Source organism: Aeromonas hydrophila subsp. hydrophila ATCC 7966 (assembly GCF_000014805.1).
In the GTDB taxonomy this organism is placed as follows: domain Bacteria; phylum Pseudomonadota; class Gammaproteobacteria; order Enterobacterales; family Aeromonadaceae; genus Aeromonas; species Aeromonas hydrophila.
In genome coordinates, this window is record NC_008570.1 from 2882088 (window position 1) to 2903097 (window position 21010).

18 protein-coding genes and 1 tRNA gene are annotated in these 21010 nt (G+C 64.2%); 6 read left to right on the top strand and 13 right to left on the bottom strand.

What is annotated here, in order from left to right; genetic code table 11:
- Positions 1 to 49 precede the first annotated feature (49 nt).
- From AHA_RS13075 to AHA_RS13085, 3 genes are all read right to left on the bottom strand, one after another.
- Positions 50 to 1858 (bottom strand): M3 family oligoendopeptidase, encoded by a 1809-nt coding sequence (locus AHA_RS13075; protein ID WP_011706407.1) that lies wholly within the window; start codon positions 1856 to 1858, stop codon positions 50 to 52.
- A 93-nt stretch (positions 1859 to 1951) separates the two neighbouring features.
- Positions 1952 to 3730, bottom strand: coding sequence for a M3 family oligoendopeptidase (locus AHA_RS13080; RefSeq protein ID WP_011706408.1), 1779 nt, complete (start codon positions 3728 to 3730; stop codon positions 1952 to 1954).
- A gap of 181 nt (positions 3731 to 3911) precedes the next feature.
- Positions 3912 to 4829: a DUF808 domain-containing protein gene (locus AHA_RS13085; protein WP_011706409.1), complete on the bottom strand. Its 918-nt coding sequence runs from the start codon at positions 4827 to 4829 to the stop codon at positions 3912 to 3914.
- 258 nt (positions 4830 to 5087) lie between these two features.
- On the opposite strand from AHA_RS13085, the gene AHA_RS13090 reads away from it, so the two are divergent.
- Positions 5088 to 5690 carry a DUF924 family protein gene (locus tag AHA_RS13090; RefSeq protein ID WP_011706410.1) on the top strand — a complete coding sequence of 201 codons (603 nt, stop codon included), beginning with the start codon at positions 5088 to 5090 and terminating at the stop codon, positions 5688 to 5690.
- A 64-nt stretch (positions 5691 to 5754) separates the two neighbouring features.
- Here the strand turns inward: AHA_RS13090 and secF are convergent, their stop codons facing one another.
- From secF to hinT, 9 genes are all read right to left on the bottom strand, one after another.
- On the bottom strand, positions 5755 to 6669 hold the full coding sequence (secF, locus tag AHA_RS13095; RefSeq protein WP_024944906.1) for a protein translocase subunit SecF: 915 nt from the start codon (positions 6667 to 6669) through the stop codon (positions 5755 to 5757).
- A gap of 112 nt (positions 6670 to 6781) precedes the next feature.
- Positions 6782 to 8584 carry a protein translocase subunit SecD gene (gene secD / locus AHA_RS13100; RefSeq protein ID WP_024944905.1) on the bottom strand — a complete coding sequence of 601 codons (1803 nt, stop codon included), beginning with the start codon at positions 8582 to 8584 and terminating at the stop codon, positions 6782 to 6784.
- A gap of 147 nt (positions 8585 to 8731) precedes the next feature.
- The gene (locus AHA_RS13105) at positions 8732 to 9238 is read right to left on the bottom strand and encodes a hypothetical protein (RefSeq protein ID WP_011706413.1); all 507 of its coding nucleotides are present in this window, start codon (positions 9236 to 9238) and stop codon (positions 8732 to 8734) included.
- A 66-nt stretch (positions 9239 to 9304) separates the two neighbouring features.
- Positions 9305 to 10162 carry a DUF6279 family lipoprotein gene (locus tag AHA_RS13110; RefSeq protein WP_011706414.1) on the bottom strand — a complete coding sequence of 286 codons (858 nt, stop codon included), beginning with the start codon at positions 10160 to 10162 and terminating at the stop codon, positions 9305 to 9307.
- A gap of 61 nt (positions 10163 to 10223) precedes the next feature.
- The gene (locus AHA_RS13115) at positions 10224 to 11078 is read right to left on the bottom strand and encodes a phosphotransferase (RefSeq protein WP_115586418.1); all 855 of its coding nucleotides are present in this window, start codon (positions 11076 to 11078) and stop codon (positions 10224 to 10226) included.
- Entirely contained in the window at positions 11068 to 11664 is a 597-nt protein-coding gene (gene lpoB, locus AHA_RS13120) for a penicillin-binding protein activator LpoB (RefSeq protein WP_011706416.1), read from the bottom strand. The genes AHA_RS13115 and lpoB overlap by 11 nt, the downstream gene beginning before the upstream one ends.
- Positions 11664 to 12062, bottom strand: coding sequence for a YcfL family protein (locus tag AHA_RS13125; RefSeq protein WP_010633660.1), 399 nt, complete (start codon positions 12060 to 12062; stop codon positions 11664 to 11666). Before AHA_RS13125 ends, lpoB begins: the two co-directional genes overlap by 1 nt.
- A gap of 68 nt (positions 12063 to 12130) precedes the next feature.
- On the bottom strand, positions 12131 to 13552 hold the full coding sequence (locus tag AHA_RS13130) for a COG3014 family protein (protein WP_164927671.1): 1422 nt from the start codon (positions 13550 to 13552) through the stop codon (positions 12131 to 12133).
- Positions 13552 to 13902, bottom strand: coding sequence for a purine nucleoside phosphoramidase (gene hinT, locus AHA_RS13135; RefSeq protein WP_010633658.1), 351 nt, complete (start codon positions 13900 to 13902; stop codon positions 13552 to 13554). The genes AHA_RS13130 and hinT overlap by 1 nt, the downstream gene beginning before the upstream one ends.
- A gap of 262 nt (positions 13903 to 14164) precedes the next feature.
- On the opposite strand from hinT, the gene AHA_RS13140 reads away from it, so the two are divergent.
- The gene (locus AHA_RS13140) at positions 14165 to 16165 is read left to right on the top strand and encodes a methyl-accepting chemotaxis protein (protein ID WP_226031893.1); all 2001 of its coding nucleotides are present in this window, start codon (positions 14165 to 14167) and stop codon (positions 16163 to 16165) included.
- 75 nt (positions 16166 to 16240) lie between these two features.
- On the opposite strand, the gene AHA_RS13145 is transcribed toward AHA_RS13140, so the two are convergent.
- Positions 16241 to 17125, bottom strand: a complete 885-nt coding sequence (locus AHA_RS13145; RefSeq protein ID WP_164927672.1) for a 6-carboxytetrahydropterin synthase — start codon at positions 17123 to 17125, stop codon at positions 16241 to 16243.
- Between the two features lie 79 nt (positions 17126 to 17204).
- On the opposite strand from AHA_RS13145, the gene AHA_RS13150 reads away from it, so the two are divergent.
- From AHA_RS13150 to AHA_RS13165, 4 genes are all read left to right on the top strand, one after another.
- Positions 17205 to 18548 carry a dihydroorotase gene (locus AHA_RS13150; RefSeq protein ID WP_011706420.1) on the top strand — a complete coding sequence of 448 codons (1344 nt, stop codon included), beginning with the start codon at positions 17205 to 17207 and terminating at the stop codon, positions 18546 to 18548.
- Between the two features lie 232 nt (positions 18549 to 18780).
- Positions 18781 to 18857, top strand: a tRNA-Pro gene (locus AHA_RS13155).
- A 139-nt stretch (positions 18858 to 18996) separates the two neighbouring features.
- Positions 18997 to 19473, top strand: a complete 477-nt coding sequence (locus AHA_RS13160; RefSeq protein ID WP_139348868.1) for a CC0125/CC1285 family lipoprotein — start codon at positions 18997 to 18999, stop codon at positions 19471 to 19473.
- Positions 19474 to 19678: 205 nt separating this feature from the next.
- Positions 19679 to 20938, top strand: coding sequence for a dicarboxylate/amino acid:cation symporter (locus AHA_RS13165; protein WP_024944897.1), 1260 nt, complete (start codon positions 19679 to 19681; stop codon positions 20936 to 20938).
- Positions 20939 to 21010: the final 72 nt, after the last annotated feature.

The following is a 21010-nucleotide window of genomic DNA, read 5'->3' on the forward strand; positions in this document are numbered from 1 at the left end:
AACCGCCGGGCAGCGTGGCTGCCCGGCGGTTTCATTCCGCAAGCTTGCATTAGCCGCGGGTCTGGGCGAAACGCTCCACCGCCGCTTCCACCAGCGCCAGGCTCCCCTGCCAGAAGGCGCTCTGGCGGATGTCCTGGCCCAGGTGCTTGGCCACCAGATCTTCGGCGCTCATGCGGCCGGTATCGCGCAGCAGATCGCGGTAGGCCTGGGCCACATTCTGTTCTCCCGCCTTCTGGCGCTGCATCAGCTGCTGATAGACACCGAGGCTGAACAGATAGCCGAACAGGTAGGGGTAGTTGTAAAAACCCAAGCCCGCGATGGAGAAGTGCGCCTTGGCCGCCCAGAACAGGGGGTGATAACGGCACAGACTCTGCTCGTACCAGCGGCCCCAGGCCTCGTCGGTCAACGCCTTGAGCCGCGCTGGCGAGACATAGCCCGCCGCCCGCTCCGCCACCAGGGCCCGCTCGAAATCGAAGCGGGCCGGGATATTGACCAGGAAGGTGGCGGCGCCGTCCGCTTCCGCCCAGGCGATGGCCTGCTGCTCTTCGGGGGTCTGCGCCTGCTCGAACAGGGCGCTGCGCACCAGGGTCTCGGCGAAGATGGAGGCGGTTTCGGCCAGCGTCATGGGGTAGCTGCGCTGGCTCATGGGCAGATCGCGAATGAGCCAGTTGTGCCAGGCGTGGCCAAGCTCGTGGGCCAGGGTGATGACGTTGTCCATGGTACCGGCATAGGTGATGAAGACCCGCGGCTCCACTGGCTCGGCAAACTTGGTGCAGTAGGCCCCGGTGCGCCGGTTGGGGGTGGGCGCGGCATCGATCCACCCCTTTTCGGCCATCATGCGGGCAAACTCGCCCATCTCGGGATCAAAACGGGAGAACGCCTCGGCGATGATCTCGATCGCCTCCTCGAACGGGATCTCGCGGCTCACCGCGGCCGGCGGCGGGGCAAACAAATCCTCCGGCCCCAGCTCCTCGATGCCGAGACGCTCGGCCATCAGCCCCAGCGCCCGCTGACCGAGCCCGCGTGCGCGCCAGGTCTCCTGCATCAGGGTATCCAGGGTCGCCCGCTCGATATGGCTCTGATGGCAGGAGAGATCGAGCGCATCGAGCTGGCGGCTGCGGCCACGCTGGCGCGAAAGCTCAAGCCGCCAGCCGTTGATGGCGTTGAGGATGGCGGCCACCGTCTCCTGCTCCCCCTCCCAGCCGGCGCTGATGGCATCGAACGCCTCCCGGCGCAGGGCCCGCAGCGGGCTGGAGAGCAGGTTGCTCGCCTCGGCCAGTCCCATCTCGCGGCCATCGATCACCAGCCGGATCTTGCCCACCAGATCGTTGTAGAGGTTGCCCCAGGCGTGCAGGCCGTCGGTGCCAAGACCGATCACCAGCTGCTCCGCCTCCACCGGCAGGCGCTGATCCTGCAAGCGGCGCTCGTGACGCAGCCGGTACGCCTCCTCCCCCAGCAGGGAGTCCGCCATCAGCTGCTCAAATTCAGCCTCCGGCAGCGCCAGCATCAGATCCTCGACCGGGGCCAGTGTCTTGAACAGATCGGCATTGAGGGCGCGGGCACGGGAAGCCAGCTGCTTGGCCAGCTCGTCGCGGGCATCCTGACTGCCCTGACAGGCTGCCAGCACGGCCAGGTTCCAGCCGATGTTTCGAATGCGCTGGGCCCGCAGCCGCACTTCACGCAAGAAATCCTGCAGCGCCTGCGCATTGGCTCGCACGGCGCCAAGCCCCTCGATGAACAGGCCGAGTTCGTCCACACCGGCGCGCGCCAGGGCGAGATCGGCGGCCACCTGCGGGCAGTCGAGGGCGGGATAGATATGCTGGTTTTGCCACTGTTGTGGGTAGATTCGTTGCTGCATCAAATGCTCGTCATCAGGTTGCGGGGCCGAGCCCCTTTGAATGCGCGTGGCGAGCCACAGGGCCCGCCACCAGGATAAAAACCGCCGGGCTGCCTACACCAGCCGCTCGAGGCGGGCGACCGCCTCTTCCACATAATCGAGGCTCTCCTGCCAGAAGGCGGGCTCACGGATGTCGACCCCCAGGTGCTTCTCCACCAGCTCTTCTGCGCTCATGCGGCCGGTGTCGCGCAGCAGCTCCCGATAGGCGTGGACGAACTCGCGCCCCGCCCGCGCCTGCTGGGCATAGAGTCCCAGGCTGAACAGGTAGCCAAACAGATAGGGGTAGTTGTAGAACCCGAGCTCGGCGATGGAGAAGTGGCCCTTGCTGGCCCAGAACAGCTCGTCATATTGACTCAGGGTGTCACCATACCACTGCTGCTGCGCCGATTTCATCATCTGCCGCAGCTGGCCGGCCCCCACGTAGCCCTCCTCCCGCGCCGCCACCAGGGCCCGCTCGAAGGTAAAGCGGGCCGGCACGTCGAGCAGCAGGCTGGCGGCGCGCTCCCCGTCCAGCCAGGCGATGGCCCGACGCTGCTCCATGTTGTCGGTGGCCGCCAGCAGGGCATCGCGCACCAGCGCCTCGGCAAACAGAGAGGCTGTCTCCGCCAGCGTCTTGGGGTAGTCACGCTGCTCCAGCGGCAACTCCCGCAGCAGCCAGCTGTGCCAGGCGTGGCCCAACTCGTGAGCGAGCGTGATGACGTTGTCCAGGGTCCCCTCGAAAGTGAGAAACACCCGCGGCTCGGGCGGATCGGCATACTCGGTGCTGTAGGCGCCACTGCGCCTGTGCTCGCTCGGGGCGGCGTCAATCCAGCCATTGGCCGCCATCATGCGGGCAAAGGCCCCCATCTCGGGGTCAAAGCCGGTGAAGGCATCGGCCACCAGGGCCAGCGCCTGCTCGAAACTGATCAGGCCGCTCGCCACAGCCGGCGCCGGGGCATAGAGATCCCAGGGGGCGAAATCACTAATCTGCTGGGCGCAGGCCATGGCGCGCAGGGCCCGTCGCCCCAGCGCCTTGTGCTCGCCGGCTGCCGTCATCAGGGTCTCCAGGGTCACCCGCTCCAGGTGTCCCTGATGGCAGGAAACGTCGAGCGCATCCCACCTGCGTGCCCTGCCACGCTGGCGGGCCAGCTCGTTGCGCCAGCCGTTGATGGCGTTGAGGATGGCGGCCACCGTCTCCTGCTGCGCCCCCCAGGCAGCCTGGATAGCGTGCCAGGCGGCGGCGCGCCGCGCCCGCTGCGGGTGGGCCAGCAGGTTGTCCGCCTGAGCCAGCCCCATGGGCTGCCCCTCCACCACCGGCCTGAGCCTTCCTACCAGGTTGCCGTAGAGATCCCCCCAGCCCTGCAGACCATCCACGCTCAACCCCGCAATCAGCTGCTCGCTCTCGAGCGACAACCACTGATCCTGCTGGCGCCGGTCGTGACGAATGACGTAGGCGAGCTCGAACAGCTCGGGATCCTGCAGCAGGGCGCGCACCAGCTCCTCGGGAGCGCGCACCCAGAACAGGGTCACCGGCTTGCAAAGCTGGGCCAGGCTCGCCTGCAGCTGCTGGCCGCGGGAGAGCAGCACCCTGGCCGCCTCGTCGCGCCCATCCCGGCTGAGCCGGTTGTAGCCGTAGGTCTGGCAGTTCCACTCCAGCCGGCGCACCTCGCGCCAGCAGGCCCGGATGGCCCGAAGCAGATGGCGCAAGGCATTGATGTCGTTGGTCTTGGGCAGTTCATCCAGCAGGGGTGGCAGGCGGTTAAGGGCCTCGCGGACTCGCTGGAAATCGGCGTCGATCGCCGGGCAGTCGGGGGCGGCATAGATGTGATCATCCAGCCAAACGGGTGGTTTCATGACCTTCCTTGTCTGTTTGCGTCCATGTGGGCTGACCCCGCCTCTGTGAGCGAGTGTCTGCCGGATAGTACGAAGGGGGCAGGCCCTTGCCTAGCCCCCATCCGAGGCAACAGACGAGACAGTATCTGACGGAATGGCCCCCATCGCAGGAATATGCCCCGCGAGGGTCAGCCCGCCGCCACTATTTGGCGGGCTTGAGCTTGCTCACCAGGGTCATGGCCAGCACCAGCACCAGTCCAGCCACCACGCCGGCCAAGGCGTTGAGCAGGGTCGGCATCATCAGCGCGAGGGCGGCGCCGACCGCAGGCAGGGTAGCCACGGCGGTGGCGGCCCCTTCAATCAGGTGATGCACGAAAGGCCAGCCGTGCACCAAAATGCCGCCCCCCACCATGAACATGGCGATGGTGCCGACCAGTGCCAGCAGGTGCATCAGCCGCGGCGCCGTCACCAGCAGTCCCTGCCCCACCGCCCGGCGCAAGGCACCACCATCGGGCTTTTGCAGCAGGTGCAGGCCGATGTCGTCGAGCTTGACGATGAGCCCCACCAGGCCGTAGACCCCCACCGTCATCAACAGGGCGATGCCCGCCACCACCGACAGCTGCAGCGCCAGGCTCGCCCCCTGTACAGTGCCAAGGGCGATGACGATGATCTCGGCCGACAGAATAAAGTCGGTGCGAATGGCCCCCTTTATCTTCTGCTGTTCAAACGCCACCAGATCATCGGGAATGGGTGCGGTGTGCGCCTCCCCCTCGCTCGCCTCATGGGGCAGAAACTTGTGGGCCAGCTTCTCGGCACCCTCGAAGCAGAGGTAGGCCCCCCCCAGCATCAGGAGCGGAGTGATGAGCCAGGGTACCAGGGCACTGATGGCGATGGCGGCCGGTACCAGAATAAGCTTGTTGCGAAACGACCCCTTGGCCACCGCCCACACCACCGGCAGCTCCCGCTCGGCGCGCACCCCGGAGACCTGCTCGGCATTGAGGGCCAGATCGTCCCCCAACACCCCGGCGGTCTTCTTTGCCGCCATCTTGGTCATCAGCGCCACGTCGTCGAGCACGCTGGCAATATCGTCGAGCAGGGCCAACAAACTGGTTCCGGCCATATCAGAAAATCCTTATGTCAGTAGAAGAGAGCTTCCCGCAGCACACCACGCCCTTGTTGGCCACATCATCAGCGCCACACCATCGAGTACATTGGCCATGTCATCCGACAGGACCGACCAACCGGTTCCGGCCGAAGGGGGATCCCTATTGCGAGAAAAGATGGCACAGTGTAACCAGAAGCCGCCCGTTCGGCAGCAACCACATCAGGGTCATTTGGCCTTGATTCATCCGGTGCCCGCAGGCCCAAGGAGTATTCCATGCAACCCTGGCAACCGCTGATCACATTCTGGTTTGGCGAAGAGACAGACGACGTCACCCGCGCCAAACGCCAAGCGCCCCTCTGGTGGGGCAAAAACAGCGACACCGACGCCCTGCTCGCCAGCCACTTCGGTGAACTGGCCGCCGCAGCCGCCGCCGGCGAGCTCGCCCACTGGGCCGACGCGGCCGAGGGCCGGCTGGCCCTTATCCTGCTGCTGGATCAGCTGCCGCGCAACATCCACCGCGGCACCCCCGCCGCCTTTGCCCAGGATGCCAAGGCGCGGGATCTCTGCCTCAAGGGGCTCTCTCTGGAGGCGGATCTGGCGCTGCCCCCGCTGGGGCGGGTCTTTTTCTACCTGCCGCTGGAGCACGCCGAATCCCGCGAACAGCAGGCCAGAAGCGTGACCCTGTTCGAGGGGCTGGCGGCCGAGCAGGCCGACGGTCCGGCGCGGGAGACCTTCGCCGGCTTTGCCGACTTTGCCCGCCGCCATCAGGTGATCGTCGAACGTTTTGGCCGCTTCCCCCACCGCAACGCCATCCTGGGCCGCCAGGACACGGCCGAGGAGGCCGCCTTCTTGCTGCAACCGGGCTCGGGCTTTTGAGGCTCATTTCAGATGCGCATAAAAAAACGGGCCCGAGGGCCCGTTTTGCATGGGAATGACGGGGTCATGCCGCCTCCGCCAGCTCCTCTTCTTTTTTCTGGTAAGCCTGCGGCGAGAGACCCAGCAGCTCCTGCACGGTGGAAGCCACCGTGATGGAGGAGATGGTGCCCACCAGGATGCCGGCGAACAGGGTGAAGGAGAAACCGTAGAGGGCGTCGCCACCGAACAGCAGCAGAGCCCCCACCGTGAACAGGGTGGTGCCCGAGGTGATCATGGTACGGCTGAAGGTGGCCTTGATGGCCACGTCGGAGCAGTCGTGGATCCCCATCTGGGTGCGCGAGCTGAGCAAGTCCCGCAAGCGGTCGGAGATGACGATGCTGTCGTTGAGGGAGTAGCCGATCACCGCCATCAGGCCGGCGATGACGTTGAGATCGAACTCGATGTTGAACAGCGCCAGCAGCCCCAGCGCCACCAGACCGTCGTGCAGCACAGACACCAGGATGCCGATGGCTTGGCGCCACTCGAAACGCACCGCCAGGTAGGCGGAGATGGCAAGCGAGGCCACCAGCACCGCCAGCATCCCCTGCTGGAACAGCTCGGCGCCCACCTGGGGGCCGACGATGGTGGTGCGCAGCAGCTCCACCGGCAGATTGAGCTGCTGACCCAGCATCACCGCCAGCTCCTCGGCCGCCCAGGGCAGCTCGTGGGGCGGCAGCTTGATCAGCCACTCGCCGGGCACGCCGGCGCCGTGCAGCTCGACCACGCCCGCCAGGGGGGCCGTCAACAGGGCGTTGAGCTCGTGGGCCTCCTTCAGGGTCTGGATGCGAAACTCCAGCAGGATGCCGCCGGTAAAGTCGAGACCGAGGGAGAGGCCGTTGATGGCGAGCACCGCGATGCTCGCCACGGTCAGCAGCACGGAGGCCCACAGGCCGATGTAACGCCAGCGGGTCAGCCCCATGGCAATGATCATTCTCAGCATTGTTGTTCCCTCGACAGCAGATGGCTCGGGCTTCCCGCAGGGAAGCGCATGACGCGGGCGCGGAGCAGGCTCGAACGCGCGGCGCGATGACACAGGTGGTGGTCAGTCATGGTCACACCCTCAGCAGCTTGGCGCTGCTCTTGCCCCACAGGGGGTTGATGATGGCGCGCGTGCCCCAGATGCCGGTCACCATGCTGGAGATGAGGCCCAGGATCAGGGTGATGGAGAAGCCCTGCAGCGGCCCGGAACCGATGGCATAGAGCACCACGGCGCAGATGAGCGTGGTGATGTTGGCATCGAAGATGGTGCGAAACGCCGAGCGGTAACCAAAATCGATGGCGTTGGCCAGCGAGCCCCCTTCCCGCAGCCGGTCCTTGATCCGCTCAAAGATCAGCACATGGGTATCCACCGCCATGCCGACGGTGAGCACCAGGCCGGCGATCCCCGGCAGGGTCAGCACGGCGCCCGGCAGCACCGCCAGCATGCCCACCTGCATCAACAGGTTGGCGATGAGCGCGGTGATGGCGACCCAGCCGAACTTGCGATACCAGGCCATCATGAACAGCATCATGCCGGCCATGCCGAACGCCAATGCGGTGAAGCCCGCCTCGATGTTCTGCAGACCCAGGGTCGGGCCTATGCTGCGCTCTTCCAGGATCTTGAGGGGCGCGGTGAGGGCGCCCGCGCGCAGCAGCATGGCCAGCTCCTGGGCTTCCGGCAGGCTGCCGATCCCGGTGATGCGGAACTGGTTGCCAAGGGCGGTCTGGATGGTGGCGACGTTGATCACCTCGCTCCTGGCCCGCAGCTTGCCTTCGGCATTGGTCTTGTACTCGGTAAAGACGGTGGCCATCGGCTTGCCCACGTTCTGGCGGCTGAACTGGTTCATCTTGCTGCCGCCCAGGCTGTCGAGCACGATGTTGACCTGGGGTTGCCCCATCTCGCCCATGTTGGCGCGGGCATCGACGATGTGCTCGCCGGTCAGCACCGGCTTGCGGGCCAGCCCCACCGCCTGGCCGTTGCGATCCGCCATGAAGAAGCGGCTGTCGGCCTGGGCCTCGTAGAAGGCCAGCGAGGCAGTGGCCCCGATCACCTCTTTCGCCTGCTTGGGATTGTGCACCCCGGGCAGCTCGATGCGGATGCCGTCCTGACCCTGGCGCTGTACCGAGGCCTCGACGATGCCGAGCTCGTTGATCCGCTTTTTCAGGATCGACAGGTTCTGGGTCACCGCGTTGTTGGCCAGCAGGGTACGCTCGGCCTCGCTCATCACCAGCCGCAGCTCGTTGCCGCTGCGCTTGAGGGTCCACTGATCCTGCCGGGTGCCGGCGGAATCCTTGATGATGGTGAGCCAGGGCGCCTGATCGGCCACCTCAGGCAAAATCACCCTCACCTCCCCCTCGCTCACCCGGGCCACGTTGGCGCCGCGCAGGCGCGCCTCGCGAAACTGGGTGCGCAGCATGTCCACCAGGTTTTTGGTCTGGTTGTCGACCACAAAGCTCAGATCGACCCCGATCAACAGCTGGGAGCCGCCGCGCAGATCCAGTCCGAGCTTGATGGGGGCGGCGCCGAGCTGGCTGATCCAGCCCGGGGCGTTGGAGTAGAACTCCAGGGTCAGCGCCGAGCTGTCATAGCCCTGCTGCTCCAGCAGCTGCTTGGCGCGCTGCTGTTCGGCCTGGCTGGCAAACACCAGCTCGACCCGCTCGCCCTGTTGCACCTGTTTGAGTGGCTCGATGCGGTTGTCGGCCAGCAGGGTACGCTGCGCCTCGGTCAGGCTGGTCTGGCCGTGCAGACCGAGGGAGGGCTGCTCACCGAAGAAGGTGGGCAGGGAGTAAAACGCAAAGGTGAACAGCATGAGCAGCAGCAGGGCGTACTGCCACATGTTCATGCGGTTCAAGGTGATACGACTCTTTTTTCTCATGAAATCAGCCTCTGTCAGGAGAAGGCTGCGCACTCGCCACGCAGGCGGCACGCAAGAAAATACGAATGAGACAGCAGCCCGTTCACGCGCGGTGAGCAGGCATCAGGAGGCGATGAGGTGGTGCGAAAGGACCGGACCCCATCGGGATCAGGCGAGGTAACTCTGACAGAAACGGTATTGCAGGTGCTGGCGTTGCAACCGGTGCCGATGGATGGTGGCAAACCGATCGCGGAAACTGTGTCTGCGATAGAAGAGGGCGGCATAGAACAGCAGGCCGCACAGCAGCAACAGGATCGCCTGCTGGGACCAGCTCATGATCAGCTGGTACACCACGTTGCCGGGCTGATGATCGCTGCGCAGGGAGTGTTCGAGCCGCAACAGGTGATTCTGGTGGGAGCTGACGAACTTGACGACCCCGTCGTCGCTGTCGCTGGCACTGTGGATCACCGGAGCGCCATCGGTCGGCGCCACAGTATCCCCCATCAGCTGTACCTGCTGGCTCGACTGCTGGGCTGCGGGCAGCTTGAACCCCTCCACCGAGAGGGTAGAGAACAACAGAGCGAGGGTGATGAGCAGAGTCATCAGCGCCAGTTTCACTTTGTCGGTCAGGCTCAAAAAGTTAATTCCCGCATAATAGAAAGGGCAAACTACCACAGGGGCCCCGCCAGAACAAGGGCATGGGGGCCGGCCGGCCCCCGCTCTGCGGCCCCCTTGGCGCCATTATCCCTCCGACATCTGCCTGAAATCGCGGGCATAGCCCTTGAGCAGGCTGTAGAGGTGGGCCCGCTGGGAGATGTCCAGCGACTGGCTGAGATCGCTCAGCCAGTTGACGGTGCGCTGGCGCGACTGATCGGTGTAGCCGGTGAAACGGCCATCCATCAGGCCATCCCCCTGTTGCAGCAGGGCGGTGAGCTGGGCGCCGAAGTCCTGGCTCTGGCGCTGCTTCATCAGCCGGTCCAGCTCCTTGGTCCAGGCGGTCTGAAACTCAAGCCAGGGGGCCTGCAGCTCGTACTGCCACTGGGCCCACTGGGCCACCAGCGGGGCCTGGGCCGGTTTCACCTCGCCAATCCAGAACACCAGCCGCTCGTTCATCTTGTCGCGAAACTCCTTGAGCATCTCCTCCCTGGGCTTGTCGGCAAACTCCTTTTCCCGTTCCGCCTGGCGGGTGAGCCTGTCCTTCATGAACATGGCCACCTGCGCCTCGGTCAGGGTACGTGCCAGCCGCACGGCCCGTGGCACCGTGTTCTCCAGGGTGCGGGTCAGGCTCTGCTGGGCTGCATCCAGATGGCGGGAGACCTGGGCCGGGGTCATGGGGCTCGCCACCGCCTTGGCCAGCGCATCGAGATCGTCGGCATAACGGGGCACCTCGCGCTGGCGGTGCCAGGCCATCAGCCCCTTCACTTCGTTGTCCAGCAAGCGCTTCTGGCCGCGATCCAGCGAGAAGTAGTCGTCCAGCTGCCAGACGATGGCCACGTCGAGCCAGTAATAGACGACCCGGGTGGAGCAGCCGGCCAGCAGCAGACAGAGCAGCAGCAGACTCCAGCTACTGGGCTTGCGCCAGGAAAAGGTGGTCACCATGCAAGGCTCCAATGTTGATGAAACAGGGTTGACGCAACGGATGATTCATAATGCCTGATGCCTACTCCAGCCGCTGCCGGTTGAGATCGATCAGCGCCTGGTAGTCGGGCCCCGGATGCTGCTCGGCCATCAGCAGCGCCCACAGCAGCCCTATGTAATCGACCCAGGGCAAAAAGGCCCGGCTCTGAAAACCACGCGGTCCGACCGGCCCCCCTGCCCGCTCGCAGTAGCTCTGCTCCAGCGCCTCGCGCTGGGCATCCTGCCAGCCGTGCGTACGCTGGATGCTGGCCACCTCGAAACCGGGATGCCCGGCGGCGCCATACTCCCAGTCGATGACCCAGGGCCGGCTCCCCAACAAATTAGCCGGATTGAGATCATGATGGCAAGGGAGCCAGCAATCGGCGGGCTCGCAGCTGGCCAGCAACCCCCGCTCCAGCGCCGGCAGCCAGGTCGGCACTCGGGCCAGCCTGGCACGATAGCCGGCACTGTGGGCCCGCACCGCCATCACCACGGTCGGCACCGGCAGCCGGTGCAGCCGCGTCAGCACCCCGGCCAGCAGCACTGGCTGCAACGCAGCCGGGGGCGGCGCCGCCAGCCAGTTCGGCTCGTCGCACCAGTCCAGCAACATCAGGCCGGTGGCGGGATCGCTGTGATGGCAGGGCAAGGCCAGCCCCTGCCCCACGGCCCCCTGATAGAGCTGCCATTCGGTGGCCCGATCGATGCCAAGGCGCACTGGATCGGGGTGGCCCTGGCGCAAAAAGTGACTGCGCCCCGAGGGGAGGCGCAGTCGATAGTTGCAGTTGGTCAGGCCGCTGGCCAATGGCTCCAGCCGGCCCGAGCGCCAGGGTGGCGGCAGGCTGGCCAGCAGGGTGCGCTCGGCGGCCGCCTGAGAGGCCTCGCTCGACTTACCAGCCAAAGGTGGACTTCTTGGCCTGCTTGCGGATCTCTTTCTGGTCTGCCCACAGCAGCTCGCCGTTTTGCAGATCCATCAGGTTCATGGTCATCTGGTAGTAGACATCCTTCACCTTGCCGTTGTCCTTGACGATGCTGGCGAGGTTGCCATAGACCATGTAGCGGGCGCCGGTCTGCTTGCCAAGGCGCACCATGGAGGCAGGATCCACCATGCCGCTGCTCTGCTGGTATTCGAGCTGCTGCTTGACCGCCGCCACCTTGCTCATGTCGACGAAGCGGAACTTGCCGGCGCGCAGCAGCTTGGTACGGATGCTGTCGGTGATGGCCTCGGTGTCGATGTGCTCGGAGGTCTTGTTGCGGATGGAGTCCATGAACATCACCGGACGGCCGCCGGCGGTGATCTCGCTGGTGGCTGGCGACGCCAGCATGGAATCCGCCATCTTGTCGGCGATGGCCTGCAGATCGCTGGAACCGTAATCGACGGTCACCGTCTCGGTTTCGGTCGGATCGCCATAGCTGACGGTGGTGCTGGAGCAGCCGCCCAGCAGCAGGGCGCCAGTCAGGATCAGCAGGGCATGATTCATTTTCATCAGTAGGATTCCTCAATCACTTCGCGTACGTAAATCCGGTAGCCCCGGGCGGCCGGGCTCGGCGCCAGGGCAGACAGGGTGCGGGTCTGATAGCCGTGCAGCTTGAGCGGCGTCCAGCCGCGGCCATCGCTGGCCACCTCCTGCCCCGCCTCATCATACCAATAGAACAGGTATTGCAGCTTGTTGTCACCGCGCTGGGTGCTGGCCGCCGCCACATTGACCTGCAACAGGCCGTTTTGTTCGCGCCGGCTGAGCTCGGTCAGGGTGACATTGACGTTTTGATGCTGCTCTGCCACTGGCGCGGCGCCCGCCGCCCCATAGAGCGCCACGCCGGAGGTATTGGTGGCGCAGCCTGCCAGCAGCAGAACCAGGCCCAGAGCCAACCCGTGTGCTTTCATCTTGCTCTCCTTGCCGGCGACCCCGAGGGGCCCGACCGGTCACTCATGTGTATTGCCATCGTTCGCCGTCACAGCGGCATCACCCGGGTCGTCAACCCAGCGCCGAGCCGCTGCACCCACACCAGGGTGGTGCGTCCCTGGTGGATGGTGAGCGGCAATTGCCGCTGGGCAGCACCAGCCCCCAGGGTAAGGTTCACGTCACCCGCAGGCAGCATCCCCTGCCAGCTCGCAGCCTGCGCCGGCAACGTCAGCCAGCTGCGGGTGTCAGCCCGCTCCGAGAGGGTATTGAAGATGCCGACCAGAATGTTGCCCACATCGCCCCCCTCCTTGGCCGCGGTGCGCCGCACCTGCTCCTTGGCCACCAGCCGCAGCGCCTGGCGGGTCAGCATGCCGGGCAGCCGCTCCTGCAGATCTTTGGCCGCCAGCGCCTCCAGCCTGACTAGCTCGCTGGTCTGCTCGACCCGCTTGCCCACCGATACCGTGAGCGGCCCAGTGTCGCTGGCCCGATTATCGTAATAGGGGATAGCGACGGTAAAGGTGCGAAAATCGCCGCCGGAGGTGGCGATGGGCAGCGGCAGAAACAGCTCGCGCCGTGCCGGGATCAGCCCATCTTCAAACAGCACCACCAGCTGGCCCTGATCCTTGGCCAAGGGCGGCGCCTTGCGACCCACCTTTTTCTCGGTTTCGCGGATCTCGTCCGCGGCGCCACGCAGCACAGCCAGACGCAGCAAGGCATCCTGCAGGCTGCGGTTGTCCGGCGCTATCTGGTAACCGCGCTGATAGTCGACCCAGGCATCGTTGAGATCGCCGGCCGCCTCATAGAGCACGCCGGAGAAATAGAAGGTGTAGGCGTTCTGAAAACCGTTCTTGACCCGCCCGATCAGCCGGTCGAGCTCGGGGGCGCCGCGCGACATCAGCTGGCGCATCTCCCCTTCGGCCTCGGCCTCTTCGCTCTTTTGCTTTGCCTTGCGCACCTCGTCGGCCCGCCGTTTGAGGGCCTGCTCCTGCACCTGGTTGGCGCGGCGCACCTCCACCAGAGCGCCCTCGGCATCCCCGCGCTGCAGGTAGTTGAGAGCCAGATAGTGGTGCAGCATGGTGCGCTCGTAATCGGGCGCCCGGTAAACCATGGTCTGGTCGTTGGTGAGCAGGCTGCCCGCCTGGGCCAGCCCCTGGCTGACCCGGTACTCGGCCTGATTGTCTTCCCACGCCAGCCGGCTGTCGGCGGCGGCAAAGGCCTGCTTGCTGGCGGCATCCTGACTCGCCAGCCAGGCGATGCGCCCCTGCTCGAGCCGGTCCAGCACATAGGTATCGTCCCCCGGCGTGGAGTCGCGCACCTCGGGCAGCGCCTCGGCGGCATGACCCAGCAACAGCTGGTTGCGCAGCGGCACCATCTGATCGGAATAGGAGACGAACATGTCTTGCCAGTGGGAGGCACAGCCCCCCAGCAGGGAACCGGCCAGCAGCAGACCGGCCAGAGGAAGGCGCGGCATCACAGGCTGAGCAGGGGTCCCAGCGGCTGGCCACCGACCAGATGCAGGTGGATGTGGTAGACCTCCTGCCCGCCGTGGCGGTTGCAGTTCATGATGAGACGATAGCCATCCTCGGCAATGCCTGCCTCGCTGGCCAGCTTGCGGGCGACGGTGAACATCCGGCCCAGCGCCAGCTCGTGATCCGGCTCCACGTCGTTGACGGTGGGGATCAGCACGTTGGGGATGATCAGGATATGGGTCTTGGCCTTGGGCTGGATGTCGCGAAAGGCGGTCACCAGGTCGTCTTGATAAAGGATGTCGGCGGGGATCTCTTTGCGGATGATTTTGCTGAAAATGGTTTCTTGCGCCATGGATAACTCCTTTATATGAAAAAGAAAATTCAATGCCTGTCTCAAGCGGTTCCAACGCCCGTCATCGAGGCCCGGCAAGTGTGACACAAGCCGACATTTGACACAGCCGTTGTCCCATTCTCTTCAGTTATTGTTAAAAATACCGATAGTCGGAAGACGTCTGCCGACGTTGCTCGCCCACAGTGGTAGCAGGGTATCAAATGGACGGGGTATTCAGGCAAGGGACTTTTGCATATACAGCGGGACAATAATGAAACAAACAATGTCAGACCTCTCCATCTTGCAGAGGGTCTATCTTGGCTTTGCCATCCTGGTGGCCGTGATGGCGGCCACCTCGGTACTCACCTTCCGCAGCCAGAGCGAGCTCAATCAGGCGCTGGATCAGGTCACCCGGCAGACCATGCCGCTGGTGATCGCCAGCAGCCAGACCCAGATCAGCCTGCTCAGCGCCAACAAGTGGCTCACCGACGTGCTGACCGAGCAGGATCTCAAGCAGATCCCGGCCGAAGTGGCCGAGCTGCAGCAGGCCAAGGCGCTGGTCGACCAGACCCTCGCCACCCTCGCCCGGCAGGCGGCGGAACACCCGGAGCTGCAGGGGGAGCTCGGCGCGCTCAACCAGCTGGTCAAGGACTACCTGCAACTGACCGACACCCTGCCCACCGAACACCAGGCCCTGCTCACCCGGCTCTACAAGGTGAACCAGGCCAAGGGCCAGTTCCAGGTCAGCCTGCCCCAGTTCAAGAAGAACCTGGGAGACATGATGATCACCATCGACGACAGCTTCATCAAGATGCTCTCCGAGACCCTGACCACCAAGCTCTCCGCCATTGAACTCTCCACCATGGATGCCCTCAACCAGAGCATCCCCGCCCCCATCGAGGCGGCGCTCAAGCGCAACAAGATGCAGATCGAGGGCTTCAACAGCACCATCAAGGACCTGCAGGGCGAGCTCAAGGATTTTGACAACAACATGGGCCACTACGTGCACGGCTTCGTGCGCGACACCACCGCCAGCGACGGCGTGCTGGCCCAGTACCTGGCGCTGATGCAGCAGCAGGAGCGGATGCGCGAGCAGAGCAAGCAGGCCAGCAAGCTCATCGTCAACATCCAGAGCAAGCTCGAGCAGATCACCGCCCAGAGCCAGCAGCTGATGAACAACAGCATCCGCGCCTCCGGCAAGGTACAGACCCAGAGCACCCTCACCCAGGGGGTGGCGCTGGTCATCGCCATCACCATCGCCATCCTGGTGGCCTACACCCTCGGCAAGGCCATTCGCCGTCCGCTCAAGGAGCTGCTGCGGGTGCTGACCGAGGTGACCCAGGGCGACATGACCCAGCGCATCGGTTTTCGCAGCAACAACGAGTTCGGCAGGCTCGGCAGCCAGGTCAACCTGCTGATCGAGCAGATGGGCGAAGTACTGAGCCAGCTCTCCCAGGCGTCGGCCCAGCTCAACAACGCCGCCCACGACAACCGCCACACCACCGAATCGGTGCGGGCAGATCTGGAGAAACAACGCCAGGAGACCGCCTCGGTCGCCGCCGCCATGACCCAGATGGAGGCCTCGGTGCGCGAGGTGGCCCAGGCCGCCAACCAGACCCTGGAGCGGGTGATGGACGTGGAAAAAGCCTCCGAGACCGGCCGCAAGGTGATGGCCGGCAACATCACCACCACCCACCAGCTGGCGGGCAAGCTGCAGCAGACCGGCAAAGTGATTGGCGACGTGAGTGCCATGAGCGGCCAGATTGGCAACATCCTCGACGTCATTCGCGGCATCGCCGAGCAGACCAACCTGCTGGCCCTCAATGCCGCCATCGAAGCGGCGCGGGCCGGCGAGCAGGGACGCGGCTTTGCGGTGGTGGCCGACGAGGTGCGCAGCCTGGCCGGGCGCACCGCCCAGTCCACCAGCGAAATCCAGACCATGATCGAGAACCTGCAGCAGGGGGTCGCCAAGGCGGTCAGCGTGATGCAGGAGTGCTCGCGCGAGATGGACAGCTGCATGGATCAGAGCTCCCACGCCAACAACGCCATGGAGGAGGTACAGGGCATAGTGGTGCTCATCAGCGACATGTCGAGCCAGATCGCCTCTGCCGCCGAGCAGCAGCAGGCCACCAGCGCCGACATCGCCACCAACCTCAACCGCATCTCCGACATCTCGGATCTCAACTATCAGGGCATAGAGCGGGTGGCCGAAACCAGCCAGCAGCTCGACTCACTGGCCGAGCAGCAGGAGAGCCTGGTCAAGCGCTTTAGGCTCAGCGCCTGACGCCCACGCCAGCCCCAGCAACGACAAGGCCCCGCAGATGCGGGGCCTTGTTTTTTACTGGCAAGCGGCGCGGGATCAGGCGTAGGCGATGGCGCCCTTGCCCACCCCTTCATAGGCGACAATCTTGATAAACTTGTCGCCCACGCTCTTCTTCACTTCGCGGGCAATGTAGTGGGCCAGCAGCTCTATGGTGGTGTCGGTGTCGATCATCTCCACCTCCGCCGCCGGCATGGCCAGCTGGAACAGCCCTTGCGGCGCCACATACTTGAAGCCGACATAGTGTTCGCCAGCCTCTTGCAGGATGGCCTTGGCCTGCTCGCTCAACGCGAGATCGCCGAGGGCCACCCGATCCTCGTCAGTCCCCAGGTAGATATCGGCCCAGCGCTCGGCCCAGTTGAGCTCAAGCTCCTGGTCGCGCTCGCCGTCCACGTGGATCTCGATGGGAGAGCGGTGGCCGTGGGCGATGCGCTGGCAGTTGCCGTCGTGCTTCTTGAGGCCGTGGCTGTAGTGGTAGAAGGCGCCGTCGATGGCCTCCTGGCGCAGGGTCAGCGACAGATCCTTGATGTTGCCCGGCAGCCGCTTGGCCAGCACCGCCAGCAGATAGCGGGTGACGGACTCCTTGTCCACCTGAGGGGACGGAATGAAGGCAAAGCCCTGGCTCGGGCAGCGCAGGTGAATGGAGCGACCCGGCCGCAGCAGATCGACGGTGCTCTCGTCACCGTCCAGCTGGGCCACCTGCACCAGAGGGCACTCGGTCGGCACCAGCAGCTTGTGATCCACCTCGTCGTCGATGATCGACTTGATCAGTTTCTTGACCCGGCCGAAGTCCAGCAACATGCTCATCTCGTTGAGCTCGCCGCTCATTTCGATGTCCACCAGCCAGCTCTCCCCCACCATACCGCGGCGTTCGCACAGGTAGCTGGAGTCGATCACGGTCAAATCTTTTACAAATAACTTCATCAGTCAGGCCTTGCTACAGAGAAAGGGCGGTTTGCGCTATTATGACCCGCGATCACTGACAAAGGAACCGGACTCCCCCATGAACAAATTGCTTATCAAGAATGCCACCCTGGTCAATGAAGGCCGCATCTATGCCTCCGACGTGCTGATCGAGGGGGAACGGATCGCCCGCATCGCCCCGGATATCCAGGCGCCCGATGCAGTGGTGATCGATGCCGCGGGCCGTCACCTCATCCCCGGAATGATCGATGATCAGGTCCACTTCCGGGAGCCAGGGCTGACCCACAAGGGGACCATCGCCAGTGAATCCCGGGCCGCCGTGGCCGGTGGCACCACCAGCTTCATGGAAATGCCCAACGTCAACCCCCAGACCACCACCCTCGATGCCCTCGAAGCCAAATACCAGATAGCCGCCAACTCCTCCGCCGCCAACTACAGCTTCTACCTCGGCGCCACCAACGACAACCTGGAAGAGATCAAGAAGCTCGATCCCAAACAGTCCTGCGGCATCAAGATCTTCATGGGCGCCTCCACCGGCAACATGCTGGTGGACAATCAGGAGACCCTGGCCGCCATCTTCCGCGAGAGCCCGGTGATGATCGTCACCCACTGCGAGGACACCCCCACCATCAAGGTGCTGGAAGACGAAGCTCGCGCCAAGTGGGGCGAGGATGTGCCGATGCGCGAGCACGGCCGCATCCGCAGCGCCGACGCCTGCTACAAATCCTCCAGCCTGGCGGTCTCCCTGGCCAAGCAGTACGGCGCCAAGCTGCACGTGCTGCACCTGACCACCGCCAAGGAGCTGTCGCTCTTCACCGCCACCCCGGATCTGAAGGATCTCAAGGACAAGAACATCACCGCCGAGGTGTGTGTTCACCATCTGTTCTTCAACGAGGCGGACTACGACACCCTGGGCAGCCAGATCAAGTGCAACCCGGCGGTGAAGAGCGCCGCCGACCAGCACGCCCTGCTGGATGCGGTGCGCAATGACGTGCTCGACATCATCGCCACCGACCACGCCCCCCACACCTGGGAAGAGAAGCAGAACAGCTACTTCAAGGCGCCGTCCGGCGTGCCGCTGGTGCAGCACTCCCTGCTGGCCCTGCTGGAGCTCTACCACAACGGGGTATTCTCGCTGGAGACCATCGTCAAGAAGACCTCCCACGCGGTGGCCGAGCGCTTCCAGGTGCAGGATCGCGGCTACATCCGCGAGGGTTACTTCGCCGACCTGGTGCTGCTGGATCTGGGCAAGCCCTACGTGGTCAACGACAGCAACCTGCTCTATCTGTGCGGCTGGTCGCCCTTCAACGGCTACCGTTTCCACAGCACGGTGGAGATGACCCTGGTCAACGGCCAGATCGCCTGGCAAAACGGCCAGGTCACCAACGAGGTGCTGGGCAAGCGGCTCACCTTCACCCGCTGATCCCTCTTCTATGTGCGCCGTCACCACAGCGCCATCACAGGCCGCCCACCCGGGCGGCCTGATTTTTTGCAGCCGCTCACGGCCCCGCAATGAGCGGTTTTTCGGCGATTGGCGGCACTTTAAGCGCAGATTGCTCGCAAAGCAGGCGAACGATCCCGGAGTGGAATTTCCACTGTTGACAGGTAGGGTCCATCTCCATAAACTCAGCCCCCGTCAGCCGAGCTGACTCCGTCGGTGTGTAGCGCAGCCAGGTAGCGCATCTGCATGGGGTGTAGAGGGTCGGAGGTTCGAATCCTCTCACACCGACCAAATTCCCCGAGAAAGGCCTTGTCAGACGACAAGGCCTTTTCTTTTTGGCGCGGCGCGCCACCACGTGGCCTGGGCCTGCATTGTGTCACCGATCGGTTTGTGCTGTAGTGATGCCCTGTATTGCCAACCGGTGTTCGAGATGCCCTCTCCCCGCCCCTTTTGCCAGCGTCTGCTGTGGCTCGGCCTCTGTGCTCTCCTGCTGCTCGGCTGCGCCACCCCTTATCACAGCCAGCCGTCATTCTGGAACGGCCGGACCGGTTTCTCCCAGACCCGGCTCGGACCTGACAAGTGGCAGCTGGAATTTGTCGGCAACGATCTGGTGAGCCGGGAAACCGCTCGCAAGTATGTGCTGAAACGGGCGGGCGAAGTGGCACAAGCCGAAGGTTATCAGTGGCTTGAGGTCAATGAATTGACCCTGCAACGGGACGCGGTCAGGGTCACACCGAATCGCCCCCTGTTCGGGTTCGATGACGACGAGCCAGATCCCTTTCTGGATCAGCGCACCGTGGAGCACCGCATCTCGGCGTTGCTCATCTTCACCCTCACTCGCAGCGCGAAAAACGACCAAACCATGAAAGCCGATTATCTTGCAAACATTAAAATAAACAGCGATTAATATAGCTAAATTGCAAGATCTATATCACATACAACTAATGACAAGATAAAATTCTGCCACAAGGCGCTGGATTTACCCCCCCGGATTAGGCATGCTGCCAGCACACCGGCTGTCAGGAATCTACGGCTCGGATCACAAAAACGGACTGAAGTGGCACCCTTGCCGCTTGAAACGCTCTGCACTTATCAAAACTGGGACCCACCCCATGAAAATGAACAAATTGACGGTTGCCATCCTCATCGCGATGCTGGTTGGTATCCTGACTGGCCAGGGCTATCGCATGTTTGCCCCTGACCAGGCCGCCGGCTTTGCCAGCGACATCACCCTGTTGACCGATATCTTCCTGCGTCTGATCAAGATGATCATCGCCCCCCTGGTGTTCACCACCCTGGTGGTCGGCATCGCCAAAATGGGCGATACCCGCACCGTGGGCCGTATCGGCGCCAAAACCCTGGGCTGGTTCATGCTGGCCTCCCTGCTGTCACTGACCCTGGGTCTGGTGATGGTCACTCTGATGCAACCGGGCGTGGGGCTCTCCCTCTCCCTGCCTGACGACACCGCCAGCTCCGGCGTGGTTGCCAGCGCCATCTCCCTCAAGGATTTCGTCACCCACGCCATTCCCAAAAGCGTGATCGAGGCGATGGCCACCAACGAGATCCTGCAGATCGTGGTGTTCTCCCTGTTCTTCGGGCTGGCTGCCGCCGCGCTGGGTGATGCCGCCAAACCGGTGGTGATGCTGATGGCCAGCGCCGCCGAGATCATGCTCAAAGTGACCGGCTACGTGATGAACTTCGCCCCGTTCGCGGTGTTTGGCGCCATTGCCGCCATGGTCGCCAAGGAAGGGCTCGGCATCCTCGCCACCTATGGCACCTTCATGGCGCAGTTCTACCTGGCACTGGGTTGCCTCTGGCTGCTGCTGATCGCCATGGGCAGCCTGTTTATCCGCCGCCGCATCGTGACCCTGCTGGCAATGATCCGCGAGCCGATCCTGCTGGCCTTCTCCACCGCCAGCTCCGAAGCTGCCTACCCGAAAACCCTGGATCGTCTGGAGAAGTTCGGTTGTGACAAACGCATCGCCAGCTTCGTGCTGCCGATGGGCTACTCCTTCAACCTGGATGGCTCCATGATGTACTGCACCTTCGCGGTGATGTTCATCGCCCAGGCCTACGGCATCGAGCTCTCCATGGCCCAGCAGATCACCATGCTGCTGCTGTTGATGGTCACCTCCAAGGGGATGGCCGGCGTACCGCGCGCCTCCCTGGTGGTGATTGCCGCCACCCTCAACCAGTTCCACATTCCGGAAGCGGGCATCCTGCTGCTGCTCGGCATCGACCACTTCCTCGACATGGGTCGCTCCGCCACCAACGTGCTGGGCAACGCCATCGCCGCCAGCGTGGTCGCCAAGAGCGAAGACAGCCTGGGTGAAACCGAACCCCTGGGTGAGGTGGATACCGCCAAGGCGTGATCCCAGCATCACCTCCATCAAAACGGCCCGCAGATGCGGGCCGTTTTTTTATGTCTCATGGCGACTCGGCAA

Bases quoted from the DNA above. Each gene is read 5' to 3' on its own strand.
- secD (WP_024944905.1), bottom strand. From the start codon at position 8,584: ATGAGAAAAAAGAGTCGTATCACCTTGAACCGCATGAACATGTGGCAG.
- hinT (WP_010633658.1), bottom strand. From the start codon at position 13,902: ATGGCGCAAGAAACCATTTTCAGCAAAATCATCCGCAAAGAGATCCCC.
- secF (WP_024944906.1), bottom strand. From the start codon at position 6,669: ATGCTGAGAATGATCATTGCCATGGGGCTGACCCGCTGGCGTTACATC.
- AHA_RS13165 (WP_024944897.1), top strand. From the start codon at position 19,679: ATGAAAATGAACAAATTGACGGTTGCCATCCTCATCGCGATGCTGGTT.
- AHA_RS13075 (WP_011706407.1), bottom strand. From the start codon at position 1,858: ATGCAGCAACGAATCTACCCACAACAGTGGCAAAACCAGCATATCTAT.
- AHA_RS13130 (WP_164927671.1), bottom strand. From the start codon at position 13,552: ATGCCGCGCCTTCCTCTGGCCGGTCTGCTGCTGGCCGGTTCCCTGCTG.
- AHA_RS13125 (WP_010633660.1), bottom strand. From the start codon at position 12,062: ATGAAAGCACACGGGTTGGCTCTGGGCCTGGTTCTGCTGCTGGCAGGC.
- AHA_RS13145 (WP_164927672.1), bottom strand. From the start codon at position 17,125: ATGAAGTTATTTGTAAAAGATTTGACCGTGATCGACTCCAGCTACCTG.
- AHA_RS13150 (WP_011706420.1), top strand. From the start codon at position 17,205: ATGAACAAATTGCTTATCAAGAATGCCACCCTGGTCAATGAAGGCCGC.
- lpoB (WP_011706416.1), bottom strand. From the start codon at position 11,664: ATGAAAATGAATCATGCCCTGCTGATCCTGACTGGCGCCCTGCTGCTG.
- AHA_RS13110 (WP_011706414.1), bottom strand. From the start codon at position 10,162: ATGGTGACCACCTTTTCCTGGCGCAAGCCCAGTAGCTGGAGTCTGCTG.
- AHA_RS13140 (WP_226031893.1), top strand. From the start codon at position 14,165: ATGTCAGACCTCTCCATCTTGCAGAGGGTCTATCTTGGCTTTGCCATC.
- AHA_RS13160 (WP_139348868.1), top strand. From the start codon at position 18,997: ATGCCCTCTCCCCGCCCCTTTTGCCAGCGTCTGCTGTGGCTCGGCCTC.
- AHA_RS13085 (WP_011706409.1), bottom strand. From the start codon at position 4,829: ATGGCCGGAACCAGTTTGTTGGCCCTGCTCGACGATATTGCCAGCGTG.
- AHA_RS13090 (WP_011706410.1), top strand. From the start codon at position 5,088: ATGCAACCCTGGCAACCGCTGATCACATTCTGGTTTGGCGAAGAGACA.
- AHA_RS13080 (WP_011706408.1), bottom strand. From the start codon at position 3,730: ATGAAACCACCCGTTTGGCTGGATGATCACATCTATGCCGCCCCCGAC.